The organism is Bacillus luti, assembly GCF_009739945.1.
Taxonomy (GTDB): domain Bacteria; phylum Bacillota; class Bacilli; order Bacillales; family Bacillaceae_G; genus Bacillus_A; species Bacillus_A luti.
The window spans coordinates 4,867,299-4,887,930 of sequence record NZ_CP040336.1 but is presented as its reverse complement, the minus strand read 5'-3'; the positions used below and the strand labels follow the sequence as shown (position 1 = coordinate 4,887,930).

Genomic DNA, 20,632 nt, shown 5'->3' with positions numbered 1-20,632 from the left:
ATAGGAACTACCTATTTTTATAAAAAGTGCTAAAATAGAAAAATGAAAACAATTGGTTAGGGTGATTTCAGTGACAAAAATTAAATTAGGTTTATTATATGGTGGAAAATCAGCTGAGCATCAAGTTTCGCTACAAACGGCTCTTGCTGCTATTAAAGCATTAAATCAAGATAAATTCGAGATTCATCCAATTTATATTACAGAGCAAGGTCAATGGGTACGCGGTGAGCGTATTGAAGGTGAAGTAACAGAGGTAGAAGCTTTAAAAATGAGCGGTGCAGAACATGCGATTTCTCCGTTATCATTAAGCACAGAAATTATTCCATCTGCAACTTCTGAGGAAAATGCTATCGACGTTATTTTCCCATTACTACATGGACCAAACGGTGAAGATGGAACGGTTCAAGGATTATTAGAATTAATGAACATTCCTTATGTAGGAAATGGTGTGCTAGCATCAGCTGCTGGTATGGATAAAGTTGTTATGAAAAATATCTTTGCAGAAGCTGGATTGAAACAAGCGAAATATGCATCTTTCATTCGTAGCGCATGGGAAAAAGAGCGTGAAACAGCATATGAAAAAGTAGAAGAAGTATTAGGATATCCTTGCTTCGTAAAACCAGCAAACCTTGGTTCAAGTGTTGGTATTAATAAGTGTAAAGATCGTGAAGAACTTGAGAACGCATTTGAAGAGGCATTCCAATTTGACCGCAAAATTATTGTAGAAGAAAATATTGTTGGACGTGAAGTAGAAGTTGGTGTATTAGGTAATGATGAACCAAAATGTTCAGTTGTAGGTGAAATTGTACCGAAAAAAGATTTCTATGATTACAAGTCAAAATACATCGATGGCGATACAGCATTAATTATTCCAGCTGAAATGACAGAAGAAGAGTCTAATGTCATTAAGCGAGATGCGATCATTGCGTTCCAATCTTTAGACGGTGCTGGTTTAACGCGAGCTGATTTCTTCTTAACGAAAGATGGCGAAGTATATATTAACGAAGTAAATACGATGCCAGGATTTACGCCGTTTAGTATGTTCCCTCTATTATGGCAACATACTGGATTACCGTATCCTCAATTAATTGAAGAGCTAATTCGTTTCGCGATTGAACGTCACGAAGAAAAACAAAAAATTAAATATACAATCTAACAATAAAGGAGGAGGCACTATTCATAGGAATAGTGCTTCCTCTATGTAAGGAGTGTTTTCATGATAAATCGAACGTTAAAACAAGTAGAACAGATGATAAATGGTACGGGATTAGCAGAGCAATATGAGGGAATTATTATACAAGGGGTGTCTATTGATACGAGAAAAATTGAAAAAGGAAATTTATATGTTCCGATTCAAGGGGAACGTTTCGATGGACATGCTTTTGTAGATAAAGCTGTTGAAAGTGGAGCTGTTGCTACATTATGGATGAAAGATGTAGCAAATCCGCCTGAGAATCTTCCAGTTATCTTTGTAGAAGATACGCTATCGGCATTACAAATGTTAGCGAAAAGCTATCGTGATCAATTGGATGTTAAAGTTGTAGGTGTGACAGGTAGTAACGGTAAAACATCTACGAAAGATATTGTAACGAGTCTTCTTGCAACTAAATTTAAAGTTCAAAAAACAGAAGGAAACTTCAATAACCATATTGGCTTACCTCTTACGATTTTAAACCTAGAAGAAAATACAGAAGTAGCGGTATTAGAAATGGGTATGTCAAGCCGAGGGGAAATTGAATTCTTATCTAAGTTAGCTCGTCCTAATGCAGCTATCATTACGAATATTGGTGAAGCACATTTAATGGATTTAGGTTCTCGTGAGGCAATTGCTGAAGCGAAGTTAGAGATTGTGACAGGATTACAGGAAGGTGGAGTATTCGTATATAACGGAGATGAGCCATTATTAACAAATCGTGTTCCTGAAATGAATTTAATGGCTGAAACAGTTACTTTCGGTGATGCTAGAGCAAATGATTATTATCCAACGACTGTAACATTACAGGCGACTGGGACACACTTTAAGATGAATAAAGATGAAAATATTTCATTCTACCTACCGGTGTTAGGGAAACATAATGTGTATAATACACTTGCTTCAATGGCAATTGCGAAACATTTTGGTGTAACGTGGGAAGAAATGAAACAAGGATTAGTAACACTTCAAATGACGGGCATGCGTATGGAAATTGTAAAAACAGATAGTGGATTAACTATTATCAATGATGCGTACAATGCAAGTCCGACAGCTATGGAAGCAGCATTCCATTTAATGAATGGTTTAGATGGATTCGCTAAAAAAATCGTTGTACTTGGAGATATGTTAGAACTTGGAGATCAAGAAGTGCAATTTCATTATGAGGTAGGGAAATTAATCGATCCAGCAAAAATCGCATTTGTATTCACATATGGTAGATTAGGGGCTCAAATTGCTGAAGGAGCGAAAATTAACTTCCCTAGCGAACGTGTAAAGGCGTATGATAATAAAGAAGCGCTAGTAAAGGATTTACAAGCAGTAGTTGATGTGAAAGATGTTGTATTAGTAAAAGCATCTCGTGGCATGAAATTAGAGGAAGTAATTACGATGTTGAAATAATTGGCGTATATAAATAGGGATGATAGTTACGAAAATGGAAGAAACTTATAATAAGCGCTTACAGTAAATGATAAAAAAATAAAAGTAAAGAAAAAGGCCCTGAATATGAAATAAGGTAACAGTTGGGTTTGCTTTTTGCACATACAAAACTTATAATTGATAAAGTGTAATAACGTTTAGAAGTATTTTCGTGAAGAATATACGCCCGGTTATATACGTGAGTATTCAGGAAAAGGGCTTTTCCGCAAATTCGGAAAACGCCTTTTTTTAAATGATAAGTATAGGATAGAAAAGGAGAAGTAACATTGACAACATTTCGAGAATTAGGATTAAGTGAGTCTTTACTGCAATCAGTTGAAAGTATGGGCTTTGAAGAGGCTACGCCGATTCAAGCTGAAACAATTCCACATGCATTGCAAGGTAAAGATATTATTGGGCAAGCACAAACAGGTACAGGGAAAACGGCAGCATTCGGATTACCACTATTAGATAAAGTGGATACAAATAAAGAAGCAGTTCAAGGTATTGTTATCGCGCCAACGCGTGAATTAGCAATTCAAGTTGGAGAAGAGCTATACAAAATTGGTAAACATAAACGTGTTCGTATTTTACCAATCTATGGTGGTCAAGATATTAACCGCCAAATTCGTGCTCTAAAAAAACACCCACACATTATTGTTGGTACGCCGGGTCGTATTTTAGATCATATTAACCGTAAAACACTTCGCCTACAAAACGTAGAGACAGTTGTTCTTGACGAAGCGGATGAAATGTTAAACATGGGCTTCATTGAAGATATTGAAGCAATTTTAACAGATGTGCCAGAAACACATCAAACATTACTATTCTCAGCGACAATGCCAGATCCAATCCGTCGTATTGCTGAGCGTTTCATGACTGAGCCTCAACACATTAAAGTAAAAGCAAAAGAAGTAACAATGCCAAACATTCAGCAGTTCTATTTAGAAGTGCAAGAAAAGAAAAAGTTTGACGTGTTAACACGCTTACTAGATATTCAATCTCCAGAGCTTGCAATCGTATTCGGTCGTACAAAGCGTCGTGTTGATGAATTATCAGAAGCATTAAACTTACGTGGTTATGCAGCAGAAGGTATCCATGGTGATTTAACGCAGGCGAAACGTATGTCTGTATTACGTAAATTTAAAGAAGGTGCTATCGAAGTTCTTGTTGCAACAGACGTTGCTGCACGTGGTCTTGATATTTCAGGCGTAACTCACGTATACAACTTCGATATTCCTCAAGATCCAGAATCATACGTTCACCGTATCGGCCGTACTGGTCGTGCAGGTAAAAAAGGTATTGCAATGCTATTTGTAACACCACGTGAATCAGGACAATTGAAAAATATCGAGCGTACAACAAAACGTAAAGTTGATCGTATGGAAGCACCGACACTTGACGAGGCACTAGAAGGTCAACAACGTTTAATCGCTGAAAAACTTCAAAGCACAATTGAAAGTGATAACTTATCATACTACAAGCGTATTGCAGAAGAAATGTTAGAAGAGAATGACTCTGTAACAGTAGTAGCTGCTGCTTTAAAAATGATGACAAAAGAGCCGGATACAACTCCAATCGCTTTAACATCAGAACCACCAGTTGTTTCAAGAGGTGGCGGTTCTAAAAAACGCGGTGGTAACGGAGGCGGATACCGTGATGGTAACCGTAATCGTAGTCGTGACGGACGCAGTGGCGATGGTCGTAACCGTGACCGTAATCGTGATGGCCGTAATCGTGACGGTAACCGTGATCGCAATCGCGAGGGTAGCCGTGATGGTAACCGTGGTCGCAGAGGCGAAGGTCAAGGTCGCCCAGGTTCTTCAACTGGACGCGGCGAAAGAAAACATCATAGCCGTAAGCCACAAGCTTAATAGCAAAAAAAGAGAATGCCCTTTTCCGGCATTCTCTTTTTTTATTTCTGTAATTGTACATACTACATAATAACTTGTGTAGAAATGAGGTGTTACATGCTTGTAAGACTTGGGTATGTTGCGATGAGTGTACATTTGAAAAATGCATCTCCATCTCAAACGATGACGTACGCGCAGTTTCAAAAAATAGATGATCGGGAAGCGGCGATTCGTAAACTTGAAAGGATTGCTAATTCGAATTTGGAAAATTGCTTACGGTTATTAAAACATAATAAAGGCCATGATATATCCTTTTTTCGACTTAGTTCTAAGCTGATTCCTTTAGCGAATCATGAGGAGTTGTTAGAGTGGAACTACATTCGTCCCTTAAAAGAAAATTTAAAAGCGCTAGGTGATTACGCCATTCGAATGAATATGCGTATTGATTTTCATCCAGATCATTTTGTTGTACTCAATTCGGCTGAGGAGAATATTTTTAAACAATCTGTAAAGACATTACAAATGCATAGAAAATTATTAAAAGGTATGGGGATTGAACATAAGCAACGATGTGTAATGCATGTTGGGGGTGGATATAAAGATAAAGAGCTCGCATTAGAGCGTTTTATAGAGAATTGGTCTAATGTACCAAGAGGTATTCAGGAAATGATTATGTTAGAAAATGATGATACAACTTTTACGCTCGAGGAAACATTATATTTAGGAGAAAAATTGGACATTCCCGTTGTATTTGATTTACATCACCATATGATGAATAATGATCGAGAAGATTGGCATGAAGATTGGGCGCGTGTTGTACATACGTGGGAATCGTCTTTGTTACCAGTGAAAATGCACATTTCTAGCCCTAGGGACGAGAAAGATCCAAGAGCGCATGCTGATTTTATTGATGTTGAGGCATTTGTATCTTTTTTAAGAAGGATAAAGGGTAGTGTTGGACAAATTGATTGTATGATTGAGGCGAAGAAGAAGGATGAGTCTTTATTCCAACTCATGAGAGATTTAAGTAAACAAACAGATGTAGAAATTGTCGATGGTGCGAGCTTTTATATTAAATGAGCTCTGCACCATCGAATTTTTTTGTTAATAAAGGGGTGCAAATACCACCAATGATCAATCCTGTTAAGTGGCTTATAGGATTGGCAGAGGGATTAAAGAAAGTAAATAGTAGTAATATAAATATCATGATTGAAAAAATAGCGATGTCTCTTGGGTTGGAAGAACGATATCGACTATACAATAGGAATAATTGTGCACCTAGCAATCCAAAAATACCGCCGGATGCTCCGGCGTGAATATATTCAAGAGGCATAATAATATAAGTAGAAATATTTCCGAGAATGCCAGAAAGGAAAAAAATAATGATGAAGGAAAAATGTCCTAGCTGCCTTTCAATAGAAGAACCAAGTACAAATAAACAAATACTATTAGAAAGAAAATGTTGTAAGTCTACATGTACAAGTAGGGAAGTTATGAGACGCCACCATTCTCCTTTAGAGATATATTCATTATAGGCTGCCAGAGGAAATAGAGAAAAGTCGCTTAACATAAACATGACTAACTGTATAAGAAGTAAAGAGATGATAATTGGTTGTAAGGGAATGCGTGCAAATCGTAATAGCATGTTGTTAGTATCACTCCTTTTGCATCATAAAGAATCTCTGTTATTCTTACAGTATGAAAGAGTAAAGCTAAATAGAAGAAGGGGATTTCGAAATGATTGTAGGGATTGGAATCGATATTATTGAATTGAATAGAATTGAAAAAATGCTAGATGGAAAGCTTAAATTTATGGAACGTATTTTAACTGAAAGTGAACGTAATGTTGCTAAGGAAATGAAAGGAAGTCGCCTTACGGAATTTGTAGCTGGAAGATTTGCAGCGAAAGAGGCGTATTCAAAAGCGGTAGGGACTGGTATCGGGAAAGAAGTGAGTTTTTTAGATGTTGAAGTAAGAAATGATGATAGAGGTAAGCCGATTCTTATTGCAAATACAGAGCATATTGTTCATTTATCAATTAGTCATAGTAAGGAATTTGCTGTCGCTCAAGTTGTTTTAGAAAGCTCGTCACGCTAGTCTGCATATTTTATATCTTTGTCTCATATATTTGAGGTAGCGATAAGGAAGGCATATCTTCCATTCATTTATAGGGGCAAAGGGGCTGAAGTGATGAAAAGGCGTCTGTTTTTAGTTCTTGTCGGTTTATTAACCGTTTTTGTGTTGGCGGGTTGTATGGAGAAGAAACAGGATGATGTCGTGAGAGATTTAGAGGCGAAAGTGAAAGGGATGAAAAGTTATCAAGCTGAAGCGAAATTGTCTATTAAAACAGGGAATGAGCCTCAGGAGTATAAAGTGGAAATTTGGCATAAAGAACCTTCTTTTTATCGTGTGAATTTACAGAATGCGAAAAAAGATCAAAGTCAAATTATTTTAAGAAATGAAGAAGGTGTATTTGTATTAACGCCGGCGCTTAATAAGAGTTTCCGTTTTCAAAGTGATTGGCCGCAAAATAGTAGCCAGGCTTATTTATATGAATCGCTTGTGAGAGATATTTTGCAGGATAAGAAAAATCTTACTTTCGAGAAAACAGATAAGTATTATATTTTTAAGACCAAAACAAACTATCAACATCAAAATATGTTACCGAAGCAAGAGATTACATTGAAGAAGAGTGATCTAACACCGGTTTCGGTGAAGTTAATGGATAATGATCAAAACGTTCTTGTAAAAGTAGATTTCTCTAAAGTGAAGTTCGATGCAAAATTTGATAAAGGTGCATTTGATACAAAGCAAAATATGTCTAGAGCGCAAGTGGATGTACCAACAACAGCAAAAGAAGACAAACCATTTGCTATTTTGTATCCAAGAGATACGCCACAAGGTGTGACATTGAAAGACGAAAAAGAGTTGCAGACAGACAGTGGCAAGCGTGCGATACTCACATACACTGGAAATAAGAAATCCTTTACTTTAATACAAGAAAAGGCAAAAGTTGCAGAGGCTTCGTCGGCGATAAGTGTAAGTGGGGAATTGGTTGATCTTGGTTTCACGATTGGCGCATTGACGAAAGATTCTCTAACGTGGTCGCATAACGGAGTAGAATATATGCTCGTGTCTAAAGGTTTAGAGCCGAAGGAGCTGTTAATGGTTGCTCGTTCAGTTACAGCGAAGCAGGTGAAGTAAACTTTTTAGACGTGGTGCTATATATGCACCACGTCTTTTCTTAGTTTGAAGGCTGGATTTCATAAAAGAAGCATATAAAAGAATAAGCTTCGCATATCGTGTATAAGGAAGTGTATTTATGGAAGAAGCACCATTTTACCGTGACACTTGGGTAGAAGTAGATTTAGACGCGATTTATAACAATATTACGCACATTAAAGAATTTATTCCAAGTGATGTAGAGATTTTTGCTGTAGTTAAAGCGAATGCATATGGACACGATTATGTACCGGTGGCTAAAACTGCATTAGAAGCAGGAGCGACAAGGTTAGCAGTTGCTTTTTTAGATGAAGCATTAGTGCTTCGGAGAGCTGGTATTACTGCTCCGATTTTAGTGTTAGGCCCTTCTCCGCCCCGTGATGTAAATGTAGCCGCTGAAAATGATGTAGCACTAACTGTTTTTCAAAAAGAATGGGTGGACGAAGCAATAAAACTTTGGGACGGTTCATCTATAATGAAATTCCACATTAATTTTGATAGTGGTATGGGAAGAATCGGAATACGAGAACGCAAAGAATTAAAAGGATTCTTGAAGAGTTTAGAAGGTGCACCGTTTTTAGAGTTAGAAGGGGTTTATACACATTTTGCAACAGCAGATGAAGTGGAGACTTCTTACTTTGATAAGCAATATAACACATTCTTAGAGCAGTTAAGTTGGTTGAAAGAATTCGGAGTGGATCCTAAATTTGTCCACACGGCTAATAGTGCTGCAACGTTACGTTTTCAAGGAATTACATTTAATGCGGTGCGAGTTGGTATTGCGATGTATGGGTTATCCCCTTCTGTAGAAATACGTCCTTTTTTACCGTTTGAATTAGAACCAGCGTTGTCGCTTCATACGAAGGTTGCTCATATTAAACAGGTGATTAAAGGGGATGGGATTAGTTATAACGTCACGTACCGAACAAAAACTGAAGAATGGATTGCGACTGTTGCAATTGGCTATGCAGATGGCTGGCTTAGAAGATTACAAGGATTTGAAGTGCTTGTAAATGGTAAAAGAGTACCGATTGTAGGGCGAGTAACGATGGATCAATTTATGATACATCTTCCTTGTGAAGTGCCGCTTGGTACGAGAGTTACACTCATCGGAAGACAAGGTGATGAGTATATTAGCGCTACTGAGGTTGCTGAATACTCCGGGACTATTAATTATGAAATTATCGCAACGATAAGTTTCCGTGTACCGAGAATATTTATACGGCATGGAAAGGTTGTAGAGGTAATTAATTATTTAAATAGTATATAGAAGGTAGTGTGATTTGCTTTTTGTCATTTGAGGGGGTTTTTCATTGTTGGAGAATAAGCTCTTTTTTGACGAAAAGCTTTTTACTTATAATCGCTTTTCATATAAGTTTTGCAGAGGAATTCTTTTGATTCTTGTTTAAAATGAGATAAAAAATAATGGAAGATGAATGTTTTGCTTGTGAATTGGAAAACATAAGCAAGGAATAAGGAAGTCTTTGCAACAGGCTCCATACAATGGTATTATTACAATAGGTGTCATATATATATTTGGGTGTGTAGTTGACGGTGGAGGTGTATTTTTGTGTCCGAATCAAGTGTAACTACTGAAATCGTGGTTCGGTTGCCAAAGCAAATGGTAACGGAATTGGACGGAATTGGAAAACAAGAGAATAAGAATCGCCATGAACTAATTTGCCAGGCAACACAACTGTTATTGCGTCAACATAAGACGAAGAAACGCTACCAACATGAATCAATGCGACGTGGGTACATTGAAATGGGAAAAATTAATCTTGGTATTGCATCTGAAGCTTTCTTAGCAGAGTATGAAGCAGCTCATACAGTAGAACGCTTAGTTAGCGGGGGGTAATATTTTGATTGTAAAACGCGGCGACGTGTATTTTGCAGACCTTTCCCCAGTTGTTGGTTCTGAGCAAGGAGGCGTTCGTCCGGTTCTTGTCATTCAAAATGACATCGGAAATCGTTTTAGTCCAACGGTGATTGTAGCGGCTATTACTGCACAGATTCAAAAAGCGAAATTACCCACTCATGTGGAAATTGATGCGAAAAAGTACGGTTTTGAGAGAGATTCTGTTATTTTACTTGAGCAGATTCGAACAATCGATAAGCAACGCTTAACGGACAAAATCACTCATTTGGATGAAGTGATGATGAGTCGTGTAGATGAAGCGTTACAAATTAGTTTAGGACTAATAGATTTTTAAATCGGCAGTTTAAGTTGCTCTCTTTGCAGGGCAACTTTTTTTATTATAGAGGAGGTTACGGTTGTATATGGAAATGGTAGATAATCGACAAGCGTTAATGAAAATGTTAGTGAAAGAATTAGGCTTTACCGAAAAGCAGGTTCGTCATGTTATTCAATTAACAGAAGAAGGTAACACAGTTCCATTTATTGCTCGTTACCGAAAAGAATGGACAGGCTCTTTAGATGAAGTGCAAATTCGTGCGATTTTAGAGAGATGGCAATATATGCTGCAACTTGAAGGTAGGAAGGAAGAGGTTCTTCGTCTTATTGATGAGAAGGGGAAACTGACAGAAGAGTTACGTCAGCAAATTGTTAAAGCTACAAAGTTGCAAGAAGTAGAAGATTTATATCGTCCATATAAAGAAAAAAGAAGAACGAAAGCGACGATTGCAAAAGAAAAAGGATTAGAACCGTTAGCTGAATGGTTATTGTTATATAAAAAAGAAGATCCAAATAAAAAGGCGATAGAATTTATTGATGTCGAGAAAGAAGTACAAACTGCAGAAGAGGCATTACAAGGTGCTCAAGACATTATCGCAGAAATCGTTTCAGATGAAGCTGCATATCGTAGTTGGATTCGGAATGTTACGTTTAGAAAAGGCATTATGTCTTCGGCTGTAAAAGATGAAGAAAAAGATGAAAAGAATATATATGAAATGTATTACAGTTATGAAGAACCGTTGCAGAAAGTAGTGCCGCATCGTGTACTAGCGATGAATCGTGGTGAGAAAGAAGATATATTGAGAATTGCTGTTGTTCCGCCAGTAGATGAGATATTAAGTTTCTTATATAAGAAAGTAATTCGTGATAACGAGTCTAAAAGTGCACATTATGTACAATTAGCGATTGAAGATAGCTATAAACGATTAATTCAATCTTCAATTGAAAGAGAGATTCGAAAAGAATTAACAGAAACAGCTGAGGAACAAGCGATACATATTTTCTCTGAGAATTTACGTAACTTACTATTACAACCTCCTATGAAAGGGAAAGTGGTGTTAGCTGTAGACCCTGCATATAGAACGGGTTGTAAATTAGCTGTAGTAGATGATACAGGGAAGGTTCTACATATTGGTGTTATTTATCCCCATCCGCCAGTTCGTAAATATGAAGCTGCAAAAGCGGAAGTTCTTTCTATTATAGATAAATATGAAGTTGAAATGATTGCGATTGGGAATGGTACAGCTTCTAGAGAATCAGAAGAATTTATAGTTGATGTATTACAAAATGTGAAACGAGAAGTCTTCTATATTATTGTGAACGAAGCTGGTGCGAGTGTGTATTCGGCTTCTGATTTAGCCCGTGAGGAATTCCCGGATTTACAGGTTGAAGAAAGAAGTGCGGTTTCTATCGGTAGACGTCTGCAAGATCCGCTTGCTGAACTTGTGAAGATTGATCCTAAATCAGTTGGGGTTGGACAGTACCAACATGATGTATCTCAAAAGAGATTGAATGAATCATTAACATTTGTAGTTGAGACGGCAGTTAACCAAGTTGGTGTTAATGTAAATACGGCTTCAGTTGCATTATTACAATATGTTTCTGGTTTATCGAAAACTGTTGCGAAAAATATTGTGGCAAAGAGAGAAGAAGATGGGAAATTTACGAAACGCACGGAATTAAAGAAAATCCCGCGCTTAGGTGCAAAGACGTACGAACAATGTATAGGTTTCTTACGTATATTAGAAGGGGCGAATCCATTAGATCGAACAGGAATTCATCCAGAACAATATAAAAATGTTGAATTGTTATTGAAGAGTTTAGGTTTATCAAAAGATGATGTAGGACAATTGCATTTACAAAAGAGCTTAGAAGAAGTAGAGATTTCTAAGTTGTCTCAAGAAACGGGAGTTGGGGAACCGACATTAGTGGATATTATAGATGCGCTTATTAGTCCAGAGCGAGACATGAGAGATGAGTTGCCTAAACCACTTCTGAAAAAAGGGATTTTGAAATTAGAAGATTTAAAACGTGGTATGGAACTAGAAGGAACCGTTCGTAACGTTGTTGATTTTGGTGCTTTTGTTGATGTTGGTGTAAAGCAAGATGGTTTAGTACATATTTCTAAGCTAAGTACACAATATGTGAAGCATCCGTTAGATATTGTATCTGTCGGGCAAATTGTAAAGGTATGGGTCGATGATATTGATACAAAAAAAGGTCGTGTCGCATTATCCATGTTGCCGATTGAATAATAAGAGAAGAGAGCAGATGAAACTGCTCTTTTTTTTATTGGGTAAGAAGTATAATGGATTATTAGCTTTGATGGATTTTGCTATAATAAAACCAGCATTCATTTAGTAATTTAATTTGATACCGGTTTTTTTCGAAATATGCACGTTGCATCTGTTTTTTTAGCCATGTGGGCATAGGAATCCCTCCTTGTTTAATCCTACTCTCAAAAATCTTCCCTTTTCGCTAAGGTACTATTGATGAGAGGTTGGTGAGTGGATTTCTATTCATATTGTATTGTTAGAAACCACGCTTCTTGAATGAGGATGGGTATATGTACTATTTAATATATGTATAAGAAGGGAGAAAAGTGTAAAAATATTTTTTTGTTTAGGAGGAATGAGAATGGATGAGCGAGAAATCCAACAGCTAGTAGAGGAAGTGTCGTTAAGATACTTTGGTATGCCGTTCTTACATAAAGCGATGTTTAATAATAGATTACGTACAACTGGTGGGCGTTATCTGTTGAAGAGCCACAATATCGAACTGAATTATCAATATTATAAAATGTATGGTAAAGAAGAGTTAGTCGGGATTGTTAAACATGAACTTTGTCATTATCACTTACATATTGCAGGAAGAGGGTATAAGCACCGGGATAGAGATTTTCGTGAATTGTTAAAAGAAGTCGGTGCACCACGTTTTTGTAAACGAATGATTAATGAAGAGAAGGAACAGAAGGTTTATGTGTATGAATGTGTGGAGTGCTCATTTCAATATGTAAGGAGACGTCAAATAAATACAAAAAGATATGTCTGTGGAAAATGTAAAGGGAAACTAATTCTGATAAAGAAAACATCTTGACAGTGAAAACGCAATCCAGTATATTATAAACATGTCACGTTTGTACAAGATGTTGTGAAAAAACTTCTTGACTTACGATGATAAGTTTTATAAGATACAAATTGTCTTTATTATTCCGCAGTAGCTCAGTGGTAGAGCTATCGGCTGTTAACCGATCGGTCGTAGGTTCGAGTCCTACCTGCGGAGCCATACAGAGAAGTACCCAAGTGGCTCAAGGGGCTCCCCTGCTAAGGGAGTAGATCGCTAACGCGGTGCGAGGGTTCGAATCCCTTCTTCTCTGCCATTCATATTGGCCCGTTGGTCAAGTGGTTAAGACACCGCCCTTTCACGGCGGTAACACGGGTTCGAATCCCGTACGGGTCACCACTTCGGAGGATTAGCTCAGCTGGGAGAGCACCTGCCTTACAAGCAGGGGGTCGGCGGTTCGATCCCGTCATCCTCCACCATATAAAATATATAAGTGATATCATCGCGGGGTGGAGCAGCACGGTAGCTCGTCGGGCTCATAACCCGAAGGTCGCAGGTTCAAATCCTGTCCCCGCAACCAATGGTCCCGTGGTGTAGTGGTTAACATGCCTGCCTGTCACGCAGGAGATCGCCGGTTCGACCCCGGTCGGGACCGCCATTTTAACTTCTGCTAATTGGCAGTTGTTTTTTATTGGTCATTATGGTACAATAACATTTGTCTTTGAAAAGAAGATAATTATTTCGATGGGCTATAGCCAAGCGGTAAGGCAACGGACTTTGACTCCGTCATGCGCTGGTTCGAATCCAGCTAGCCCAGCCATTTACGAGCCATTAGCTCAGTTGGTAGAGCATCTGACTTTTAATCAGAGGGTCGAAGGTTCGAGTCCTTCATGGCTCACTTTTGTTTTTTCCGCGCGGTCGTGGCGGAACGGCAGACGCGCTAGGTTGAGGGCCTAGTGGGGGAAACCCCGTGGAGGTTCAAGTCCTCTCGGCCGCATCAAAAAATCTTTTTAAAAAAGTACTTGCATTTAAAAATGTAGTATGATAAGATAATTGAGTCGCCAAAATACAACGACGAAAAAACATCATGAATAAGCGCCCGTAGCTCAATTGGATAGAGCGTTTGACTACGGATCAAGAGGTTAGGGGTTCGACTCCTCTCGGGCGCGCCAATTACGGGAAGTGGCTCAGCTTGGTAGAGCACCTGGTTTGGGACCAGGGGGTCGCAGGTTCAAATCCTGTCTTCCCGACCACGCGGGTGTAGTTTAGTGGTAAAACAAGAGCCTTCCAAGCTCTGGTCGAGAGTTCGATTCTCTTCACCCGCTTTTAGTTCTTTGAAAACTGAACGAAACAAACAACGTGAAACGTCAATTTTTATTTTTAGATGCTAGACAAACTAACTTTATTGGAGAGTTTGATCCTGGCTCAGGATGAACGCTGGCGGCGTGCCTAATACATGCAAGTCGAGCGAATGGATTAAGAGCTTGCTCTTATGAAGTTAGCGGCGGACGGGTGAGTAACACGTGGGTAACCTGCCCATAAGACTGGGATAACTCCGGGAAACCGGGGCTAATACCGGATAACATTTTGAACTGCATGGTTCGAAATTGAAAGGCGGCTTCGGCTGTCACTTATGGATGGACCCGCGTCGCATTAGCTAGTTGGTGAGGTAACGGCTCACCAAGGCAACGATGCGTAGCCGACCTGAGAGGGTGATCGGCCACACTGGGACTGAGACACGGCCCAGACTCCTACGGGAGGCAGCAGTAGGGAATCTTCCGCAATGGACGAAAGTCTGACGGAGCAACGCCGCGTGAGTGATGAAGGCTTTCGGGTCGTAAAACTCTGTTGTTAGGGAAGAACAAGTGCTAGTTGAATAAGCTGGCACCTTGACGGTACCTAACCAGAAAGCCACGGCTAACTACGTGCCAGCAGCCGCGGTAATACGTAGGTGGCAAGCGTTATCCGGAATTATTGGGCGTAAAGCGCGCGCAGGTGGTTTCTTAAGTCTGATGTGAAAGCCCACGGCTCAACCGTGGAGGGTCATTGGAAACTGGGAGACTTGAGTGCAGAAGAGGAAAGTGGAATTCCATGTGTAGCGGTGAAATGCGTAGAGATATGGAGGAACACCAGTGGCGAAGGCGACTTTCTGGTCTGTAACTGACACTGAGGCGCGAAAGCGTGGGGAGCAAACAGGATTAGATACCCTGGTAGTCCACGCCGTAAACGATGAGTGCTAAGTGTTAGAGGGTTTCCGCCCTTTAGTGCTGAAGTTAACGCATTAAGCACTCCGCCTGGGGAGTACGGCCGCAAGGCTGAAACTCAAAGGAATTGACGGGGGCCCGCACAAGCGGTGGAGCATGTGGTTTAATTCGAAGCAACGCGAAGAACCTTACCAGGTCTTGACATCCTCTGAAAACCCTAGAGATAGGGCTTCTCCTTCGGGAGCAGAGTGACAGGTGGTGCATGGTTGTCGTCAGCTCGTGTCGTGAGATGTTGGGTTAAGTCCCGCAACGAGCGCAACCCTTGATCTTAGTTGCCATCATTAAGTTGGGCACTCTAAGGTGACTGCCGGTGACAAACCGGAGGAAGGTGGGGATGACGTCAAATCATCATGCCCCTTATGACCTGGGCTACACACGTGCTACAATGGACGGTACAAAGAGCTGCAAGACCGCGAGGTGGAGCTAATCTCATAAAACCGTTCTCAGTTCGGATTGTAGGCTGCAACTCGCCTACATGAAGCTGGAATCGCTAGTAATCGCGGATCAGCATGCCGCGGTGAATACGTTCCCGGGCCTTGTACACACCGCCCGTCACACCACGAGAGTTTGTAACACCCGAAGTCGGTGGGGTAACCTTTTTGGAGCCAGCCGCCTAAGGTGGGACAGATGATTGGGGTGAAGTCGTAACAAGGTAGCCGTATCGGAAGGTGCGGCTGGATCACCTCCTTTCTATGGAGAATTGATGAACGCTGTTCATCAATATAAGTTTCCGTGTTTCGTTTTGTTCAGTTTTGAGAGAACTATCTCTCATATATAAATGTATGTTCTTTGAAAACTAGATAACAGTGTAGCTCATATTTTTTAATTTTTAGTTTGGTTAAGTTAGAAAGGGCGCACGGTGGATGCCTTGACACTAGGAGTCGATGAAGGACGGGACTAACGCCGATATGCTTCGGGGAGCTGTAAGTAAGCTTTGATCCGAAGATTTCCGAATGGGGAAACCCACCATACGTAATGGTATGGTATCCTTATCTGAATACATAGGGTAAGGAAGACAGACCCAGGGAACTGAAACATCTAAGTACCTGGAGGAAGAGAAAGCAAATGCGATTTCCTGAGTAGCGGCGAGCGAAACGGAACATAGCCCAAACCAAGAGGCTTGCCTCTTGGGGTTGTAGGACATTCTATACGGAGTTACAAAGGAATGAGGTAGACGAAGCGACCTGGAAAGGTCCGTCGTAGAGGGTAACAACCCCGTAGTCGAAACTTCATTCTCTCTTGAATGTATCCTGAGTACGGCGGAACACGTGAAATTCCGTCGGAATCTGGGAGGACCATCTCCCAAGGCTAAATACTCCCTAGTGATCGATAGTGAACCAGTACCGTGAGGGAAAGGTGAAAAGCACCCCGGAAGGGGAGTGAAAGAGATCCTGAAACCGTGTGCCTACAAATAGTCAGAGCCCGTTAATGGGTGATGGCGTGCCTTTTGTAGAATGAACCGGCGAGTTACGATCCCGTGCAAGGTTAAGCTGAAGAGGCGGAGCCGCAGCGAAAGCGAGTCTGAATAGGGCGTTTAGTACGTGGTCGTAGACCCGAAACCAGGTGATCTACCCATGTCCAGGGTGAAGTTCAGGTAACACTGAATGGAGGCCCGAACCCACGCACGTTGAAAAGTGCGGGGATGAGGTGTGGGTAGCGGAGAAATTCCAATCGAACCTGGAGATAGCTGGTTCTCCCCGAAATAGCTTTAGGGCTAGCCTTAAGTTTAAGAGTCTTGGAGGTAGAGCACTGATTGGACTAGGGGTCCTCATCGGATTACCGAATTCAGTCAAACTCCGAATGCCAACGACTTATACTTAGGAGTCAGACTGCGAGTGATAAGATCCGTAGTCAAAAGGGAAACAGCCCAGACCGCCAGCTAAGGTCCCAAAGTGTGTATTAAGTGGAAAAGGATGTGGAGTTGCTTAGACAACTAGGATGTTGGCTTAGAAGCAGCCACCATTTAAAGAGTGCGTAATAGCTCACTAGTCGAGTGACTCTGCGCCGAAAATGTACCGGGGCTAAATACACCACCGAAGCTGCGGATTGATACCAATGGTATCAGTGGTAGGGGAGCGTTCTAAGGACAGTGAAGTCAGACCGTAAGGACTGGTGGAGTGCTTAGAAGTGAGAATGCCGGTATGAGTAGCGAAAGACGGGTGAGAATCCCGTCCACCGAATGCCTAAGGTTTCCTGAGGAAGGCTCGTCCGCTCAGGGTTAGTCAGGACCTAAGCCGAGGCCGACAGGCGTAGGCGATGGACAACAGGTTGATATTCCTGTACCACCTCTTTATCGTTTGAGCAATGGAGGGACGCAGAAGGATAGAAGAAGCGTGCGATTGGTTGTGCACGTCCAAGCAGTTAGGCTGATAAGTAGGCAAATCCGCTTATCGTGAAGGCTGAGCTGTGATGGGGAAGCTCCTCATGGAGCGAAGTCTTTGATTCCCCGCTGCCAAGAAAAGCTTCTAGCGAGATAAAAGGTGCCTGTACCGCAAACCGACACAGGTAGGCGAGGAGAGAATCCTAAGGTGTGCGAGAGAACTCTGGTTAAGGAACTCGGCAAAATGACCCCGTAACTTCGGGAGAAGGGGTGCTTTCTTAACGGAAAGCCGCAGTGAATAGGCCCAAGCGACTGTTTAGCAAAAACACAGCTCTCTGCGAAGCCGTAAGGCGAAGTATAGGGGGTGACACCTGCCCGGTGCTGGAAGGTTAAGGAGAGGGGTTAGCGTAAGCGAAGCTCTGAACTGAAGCCCCAGTAAACGGCGGCCGTAACTATAACGGTCCTAAGGTAGCGAAATTCCTTGTCGGGTAAGTTCCGACCCGCACGAAAGGTGTAACGATTTGGGCACTGTCTCAACCAGAGACTCGGTGAAATTATAGTACCTGTGAAGATGCAGGTTACCCGCGACAGGACGGAAAGACCCCGTGGAGCTTTACTGTAGCCTGATATTGAATTTTGGTACAGTTTGTACAGGATAGGCGGGAGCCATTGAAACCGGAGCGCTAGCTTCGGTGGAGGCGCTGGTGGGATACCGCCCTGACTGTATTGAAATTCTAACCTACGGGTCTTATCGACCCGGGAGACAGTGTCAGGTGGGCAGTTTGACTGGGGCGGTCGCCTCCTAAAGTGTAACGGAGGCGCCCAAAGGTTCCCTCAGAATGGTTGGAAATCATTCGTAGAGTGCAAAGGCATAAGGGAGCTTGACTGCGAGACCTACAAGTCGAGCAGGGACGAAAGTCGGGCTTAGTGATCCGGTGGTTCCGCATGGAAGGGCCATCGCTCAACGGATAAAAGCTACCCCGGGGATAACAGGCTTATCTCCCCCAAGAGTCCACATCGACGGGGAGGTTTGGCACCTCGATGTCGGCTCATCGCATCCTGGGGCTGTAGTCGGTCCCAAGGGTTGGGCTGTTCGCCCATTAAAGCGGTACGCGAGCTGGGTTCAGAACGTCGTGAGACAGTTCGGTCCCTATCCGTCGTGGGCGTAGGAAATTTGAGAGGAGCTGTCCTTAGTACGAGAGGACCGGGATGGACGCACCGCTGGTGTACCAGTTGTTCTGCCAAGGGCATAGCTGGGTAGCTATGTGCGGAAGGGATAAGTGCTGAAAGCATCTAAGCATGAAGCCCCCCTCAAGATGAGATTTCCCATAGCGTAAGCTAGTAAGATCCCTGAAAGATGATCAGGTTGATAGGTTCGAGGTGGAAGCATGGTGACATGTGGAGCTGACGAATACTAATAGATCGAGGACTTAACCATATAATATGTAGCAAATGTTATCTAGTTTTGAAGGAATATGCCTTCAATAGTTTGGTGATGATGGCAGAGAGGTCACACCCGTTCCCATACCGAACACGGAAGTTAAGCTCTCTAGCGCCGATGGTAGTTGGGACCTTGTCCCTGTGAGAGTAGGACGTCGCCAAGCTATTTATATCATCGCGGGGTGGAGCAGCACGGTAGCTCGTCGGGCTCATAACCCGAAGGTCGCAGGTTCAAATCCTGTCCCCGCAACCAATGGTCCCGTGGTGTAGTGGTTAACATGCCTGCCTGTCACGCAGGAGATCGCCGGTTCGACCCCGGTCGGGACCGCCATTTTATATAAAGAAAAGAACGAAACAAGTTGTTTCGTATTTTTTTATTTGTTTTAACAAAAAACTAATAAAGACAGTCAAACTATCCTTAGGACTACTCCTAAGGACTTTTTTATATATTTAAAACCTGTATAATAAAGAGCAGAGAACATTGTGAATAAAGTAGGTGAAGTCTGTGAGTAAATATGAAGTAAAAACAAAATCTTCTGAGGAAACACAAAGATTATCAGAAAGATTAGGTGAACTTGTAAAGGCACAAGATGTAATTATTTTAGAAGGAGATCTTGGAGCTGGCAAGACGACCTTTACAAAAGGGTTAGCAAAAGGTCTTGGAGTGAAAAGAGTTGTAAATAGTCCTACCTTTAATATTATTAAAGAATATAGAGGAAGATTACCGTTATATCATATGGACGTGTATCGTTTAGCGGAAAGTGAAGAGGACTTAGGTTTTGATGAGTATTTCTATGGTGAAGGAATCACAGTAGTAGAATGGGCTCATTTAATAGAAGCATATTTACCAAATGAAAAGTTACAAATTAGTTTATTCCATGCTGGAGATGACACGAGAAAAATTGTACTCGAGCCAATTGGAGATCGCTATATTAGATTATGTGAGGAGCTATTACAAGATGAAAGTACTAGCAATTGATACTTCAAATTACGTAATGGGTGTATCCCTTATTGAGGAAGGAAACGTGATTGGGGAAATCATTACAAATTTAACAAAAAACCATTCTGTACGTCTTATGCCAGCTGTGGAGCAACTATTAAAAGAATGTGGTGTAAAACCGAAAGAATTAACTAAAATTGTTGTAGCCGCCGGACCTGGTTCATATACAGGTGTTCGCATAGGGGTCACAGCCGCAAAAACATTAGCGTGGTCTCTTCAAATACCAATTGTAGGTGTATCAAGCTTAGAAGTAGTCGCTGCAAATGGAGCCAATTTTAATGGGTTAATCTGTCCTTTATTCGATGGAAGACGTGGACAAATTTATACGGGTTTATATACATATGAAGGAGAGAATTTGACTTCTATAGAAGAAGACCGAATCATCCTTATTGTAGACTGGTTGCAAATGTTAAAAGATACAGGAAAGCGTGTTTTATTTATTGGTAATGATGTTAAGTTGCATAAAGAAACCATCATAGAACATTTAGGTGATCAAGCTGTATTTGCTCCTTTCACTAAAAATAACCCAAGACCGAGTGAGCTAGCGTTCTTAGGATTACAAAAAGAAGAACAAGATGTACATTCATTTGTTCCTAGTTATCTTCGTTTAGCTGAAGCTGAAACAAAGTGGTTAGAAAGTCAAAATAAGTAGGAGCCTGCAGAGG

Annotated in this window: 15 protein-coding genes, 14 tRNA genes and 3 rRNA genes; 30 read left to right on the top strand and 2 right to left on the bottom strand. The window is 41.1% G+C overall.

Annotation, left to right across the window (positions count from 1 at the left end; genetic code table 11):
- Window positions 1–70 precede the first annotated feature (70 nt).
- The 4 genes from EUC40_RS24595 to uvsE all read left to right on the top strand — a co-directional run bounded on the left by EUC40_RS24595 (window position 71) and on the right by uvsE (window position 5,544).
- A complete protein-coding gene (locus EUC40_RS24595) occupies window positions 71–1,156 on the top strand; it encodes a D-alanine--D-alanine ligase (RefSeq protein WP_071712628.1) in 1,086 nt (361 codons plus the stop codon).
- A gap of 60 nt (window positions 1,157–1,216) precedes the next feature.
- Window positions 1,217–2,593, top strand: a complete 1,377-nt coding sequence (gene murF / locus EUC40_RS24590) for a UDP-N-acetylmuramoyl-tripeptide--D-alanyl-D-alanine ligase (RefSeq protein WP_156576816.1) — start codon at window positions 1,217–1,219, stop codon at window positions 2,591–2,593.
- Between the two features lie 305 nt (window positions 2,594–2,898).
- Window positions 2,899–4,485 (top strand): degradosome RNA helicase CshA, encoded by a 1,587-nt coding sequence (cshA, locus tag EUC40_RS24585; protein ID WP_071712630.1) that lies wholly within the window; start codon window positions 2,899–2,901, stop codon window positions 4,483–4,485.
- 96 nt (window positions 4,486–4,581) lie between these two features.
- Window positions 4,582–5,544 carry a UV DNA damage repair endonuclease UvsE gene (uvsE, locus tag EUC40_RS24580; RefSeq protein WP_156576815.1) on the top strand — a complete coding sequence of 321 codons (963 nt, stop codon included), beginning with the start codon at window positions 4,582–4,584 and terminating at the stop codon, window positions 5,542–5,544.
- Here the strand turns inward: uvsE and EUC40_RS24575 are convergent.
- Window positions 5,537–6,109 (bottom strand): rhomboid family intramembrane serine protease, encoded by a 573-nt coding sequence (locus EUC40_RS24575; RefSeq protein WP_156576814.1) that lies wholly within the window; start codon window positions 6,107–6,109, stop codon window positions 5,537–5,539. The two genes, uvsE and EUC40_RS24575, sit on opposite strands and share 8 nt — an antisense overlap.
- Window positions 6,110–6,201: 92 nt before the next feature.
- Here EUC40_RS24575 and acpS point away from each other — a divergent pair, with 92 nt between their 5' ends.
- The 6 genes from acpS (at window position 6,202) to EUC40_RS24545 (ending at window position 12,135) form a co-directional block, all read left to right on the top strand.
- Window positions 6,202–6,561, top strand: a complete 360-nt coding sequence (gene acpS / locus EUC40_RS24570) for a holo-ACP synthase (protein ID WP_000635046.1) — start codon at window positions 6,202–6,204, stop codon at window positions 6,559–6,561.
- Window positions 6,562–6,717: 156 nt separating this feature from the next.
- Complete coding sequence (locus EUC40_RS24565) at window positions 6,718–7,668, top strand: LolA family protein (protein WP_071712636.1); 951 nt, start codon at window positions 6,718–6,720, stop codon at window positions 7,666–7,668.
- A gap of 118 nt (window positions 7,669–7,786) precedes the next feature.
- Entirely contained in the window at window positions 7,787–8,956 is a 1,170-nt protein-coding gene (gene alr / locus EUC40_RS24560; protein WP_071712633.1) for an alanine racemase, read from the top strand.
- 300 nt (window positions 8,957–9,256) lie between these two features.
- Complete coding sequence (locus EUC40_RS24555) at window positions 9,257–9,544, top strand: antitoxin EndoAI (protein ID WP_000004570.1); 288 nt, start codon at window positions 9,257–9,259, stop codon at window positions 9,542–9,544.
- A 4-nt stretch (window positions 9,545–9,548) separates the two neighbouring features.
- A complete protein-coding gene (gene ndoA / locus EUC40_RS24550) occupies window positions 9,549–9,899 on the top strand; it encodes a type II toxin-antitoxin system endoribonuclease NdoA (protein ID WP_000635965.1) in 351 nt (116 codons plus the stop codon).
- A 67-nt stretch (window positions 9,900–9,966) separates the two neighbouring features.
- A complete protein-coding gene (locus EUC40_RS24545; protein WP_156576813.1) occupies window positions 9,967–12,135 on the top strand; it encodes a Tex family protein in 2,169 nt (722 codons plus the stop codon).
- A gap of 61 nt (window positions 12,136–12,196) precedes the next feature.
- Here the strand turns inward: EUC40_RS24545 and cmpA are convergent, their stop codons facing one another.
- Window positions 12,197–12,310 (bottom strand): cortex morphogenetic protein CmpA, encoded by a 114-nt coding sequence (gene cmpA, locus EUC40_RS24540; RefSeq protein WP_001143641.1) that lies wholly within the window; start codon window positions 12,308–12,310, stop codon window positions 12,197–12,199.
- A gap of 201 nt (window positions 12,311–12,511) precedes the next feature.
- Between cmpA and EUC40_RS24535 the strand changes: the two genes are divergently transcribed.
- The 20 genes from EUC40_RS24535 to tsaB all read left to right on the top strand — a co-directional run bounded on the left by EUC40_RS24535 (window position 12,512) and on the right by tsaB (window position 20,619).
- Window positions 12,512–12,976 (top strand): SprT family protein, encoded by a 465-nt coding sequence (locus tag EUC40_RS24535; protein ID WP_278248834.1) that lies wholly within the window; start codon window positions 12,512–12,514, stop codon window positions 12,974–12,976.
- A 114-nt stretch (window positions 12,977–13,090) separates the two neighbouring features.
- A tRNA-Asn gene (locus EUC40_RS24530) sits at window positions 13,091–13,165 on the top strand.
- Window positions 13,166–13,168: 3 nt separating this feature from the next.
- Window positions 13,169–13,259: transfer RNA gene (locus EUC40_RS24525), tRNA-Ser, on the top strand.
- 8 nt (window positions 13,260–13,267) lie between these two features.
- A tRNA-Glu gene (locus EUC40_RS24520) sits at window positions 13,268–13,342 on the top strand.
- Between the two features lie 4 nt (window positions 13,343–13,346).
- Window positions 13,347–13,422, top strand: a tRNA-Val gene (locus tag EUC40_RS24515).
- Between the two features lie 24 nt (window positions 13,423–13,446).
- A tRNA-Met gene (locus EUC40_RS24510) sits at window positions 13,447–13,523 on the top strand.
- Between the two features lie 2 nt (window positions 13,524–13,525).
- Window positions 13,526–13,601 (top strand) — tRNA-Asp (locus EUC40_RS24505).
- 87 nt (window positions 13,602–13,688) lie between these two features.
- Window positions 13,689–13,763, top strand: a tRNA-Gln gene (locus EUC40_RS24500).
- Window positions 13,764–13,768: 5 nt separating this feature from the next.
- A tRNA-Lys gene (locus EUC40_RS24495) sits at window positions 13,769–13,841 on the top strand.
- Window positions 13,842–13,857: 16 nt separating this feature from the next.
- Window positions 13,858–13,940, top strand: a tRNA-Leu gene (locus EUC40_RS24490).
- Between the two features lie 98 nt (window positions 13,941–14,038).
- Window positions 14,039–14,115 (top strand) — tRNA-Arg (locus EUC40_RS24485).
- A 4-nt stretch (window positions 14,116–14,119) separates the two neighbouring features.
- Window positions 14,120–14,196 (top strand) — tRNA-Pro (locus EUC40_RS24480).
- A gap of 1 nt (window position 14,197) precedes the next feature.
- Window positions 14,198–14,268: transfer RNA gene (locus tag EUC40_RS24475), tRNA-Gly, on the top strand.
- Between the two features lie 77 nt (window positions 14,269–14,345).
- Window positions 14,346–15,897: ribosomal RNA gene (locus EUC40_RS24470) — 16S ribosomal RNA — on the top strand.
- A gap of 146 nt (window positions 15,898–16,043) precedes the next feature.
- Window positions 16,044–18,965, top strand: a 23S ribosomal RNA gene (locus EUC40_RS24465).
- Window positions 18,966–19,015: 50 nt separating this feature from the next.
- Window positions 19,016–19,131 (top strand): 5S ribosomal RNA (gene rrf / locus EUC40_RS24460).
- The 16S, 23S and 5S rRNA genes sit together here with 14 tRNA genes alongside, the layout of an rRNA operon.
- A gap of 12 nt (window positions 19,132–19,143) precedes the next feature.
- Window positions 19,144–19,220, top strand: a tRNA-Met gene (locus tag EUC40_RS24455).
- Between the two features lie 2 nt (window positions 19,221–19,222).
- Window positions 19,223–19,298: transfer RNA gene (locus EUC40_RS24450), tRNA-Asp, on the top strand.
- A gap of 174 nt (window positions 19,299–19,472) precedes the next feature.
- Window positions 19,473–19,946, top strand: coding sequence for a tRNA (adenosine(37)-N6)-threonylcarbamoyltransferase complex ATPase subunit type 1 TsaE (tsaE, locus tag EUC40_RS24445; RefSeq protein ID WP_156576812.1), 474 nt, complete (start codon window positions 19,473–19,475; stop codon window positions 19,944–19,946).
- Entirely contained in the window at window positions 19,927–20,619 is a 693-nt protein-coding gene (gene tsaB, locus EUC40_RS24440) for a tRNA (adenosine(37)-N6)-threonylcarbamoyltransferase complex dimerization subunit type 1 TsaB (RefSeq protein WP_071710567.1), read from the top strand. The genes tsaE and tsaB overlap by 20 nt, the downstream gene beginning before the upstream one ends.
- The last annotated feature ends 13 nt before the right edge of the window (window positions 20,620–20,632 follow it).

Bases quoted from the DNA above. Each gene is read 5' to 3' on its own strand.
- EUC40_RS24575 (WP_156576814.1), bottom strand. From the start codon at position 6,109: ATGCTATTACGATTTGCACGCATTCCCTTACAACCAATTATCATCTCT.
- cmpA (WP_001143641.1), bottom strand. From the start codon at position 12,310: ATGCCCACATGGCTAAAAAAACAGATGCAACGTGCATATTTCGAAAAA.
- alr (WP_071712633.1), top strand. From the start codon at position 7,787: ATGGAAGAAGCACCATTTTACCGTGACACTTGGGTAGAAGTAGATTTA.
- EUC40_RS24545 (WP_156576813.1), top strand. From the start codon at position 9,967: ATGGAAATGGTAGATAATCGACAAGCGTTAATGAAAATGTTAGTGAAA.
- uvsE (WP_156576815.1), top strand. From the start codon at position 4,582: ATGCTTGTAAGACTTGGGTATGTTGCGATGAGTGTACATTTGAAAAAT.
- EUC40_RS24535 (WP_278248834.1), top strand. From the start codon at position 12,512: ATGAGAATGGATGAGCGAGAAATCCAACAGCTAGTAGAGGAAGTGTCG.
- EUC40_RS24565 (WP_071712636.1), top strand. From the start codon at position 6,718: ATGGAGAAGAAACAGGATGATGTCGTGAGAGATTTAGAGGCGAAAGTG.
- tsaB (WP_071710567.1), top strand. From the start codon at position 19,927: ATGAAAGTACTAGCAATTGATACTTCAAATTACGTAATGGGTGTATCC.
- murF (WP_156576816.1), top strand. From the start codon at position 1,217: ATGATAAATCGAACGTTAAAACAAGTAGAACAGATGATAAATGGTACG.
- acpS (WP_000635046.1), top strand. From the start codon at position 6,202: ATGATTGTAGGGATTGGAATCGATATTATTGAATTGAATAGAATTGAA.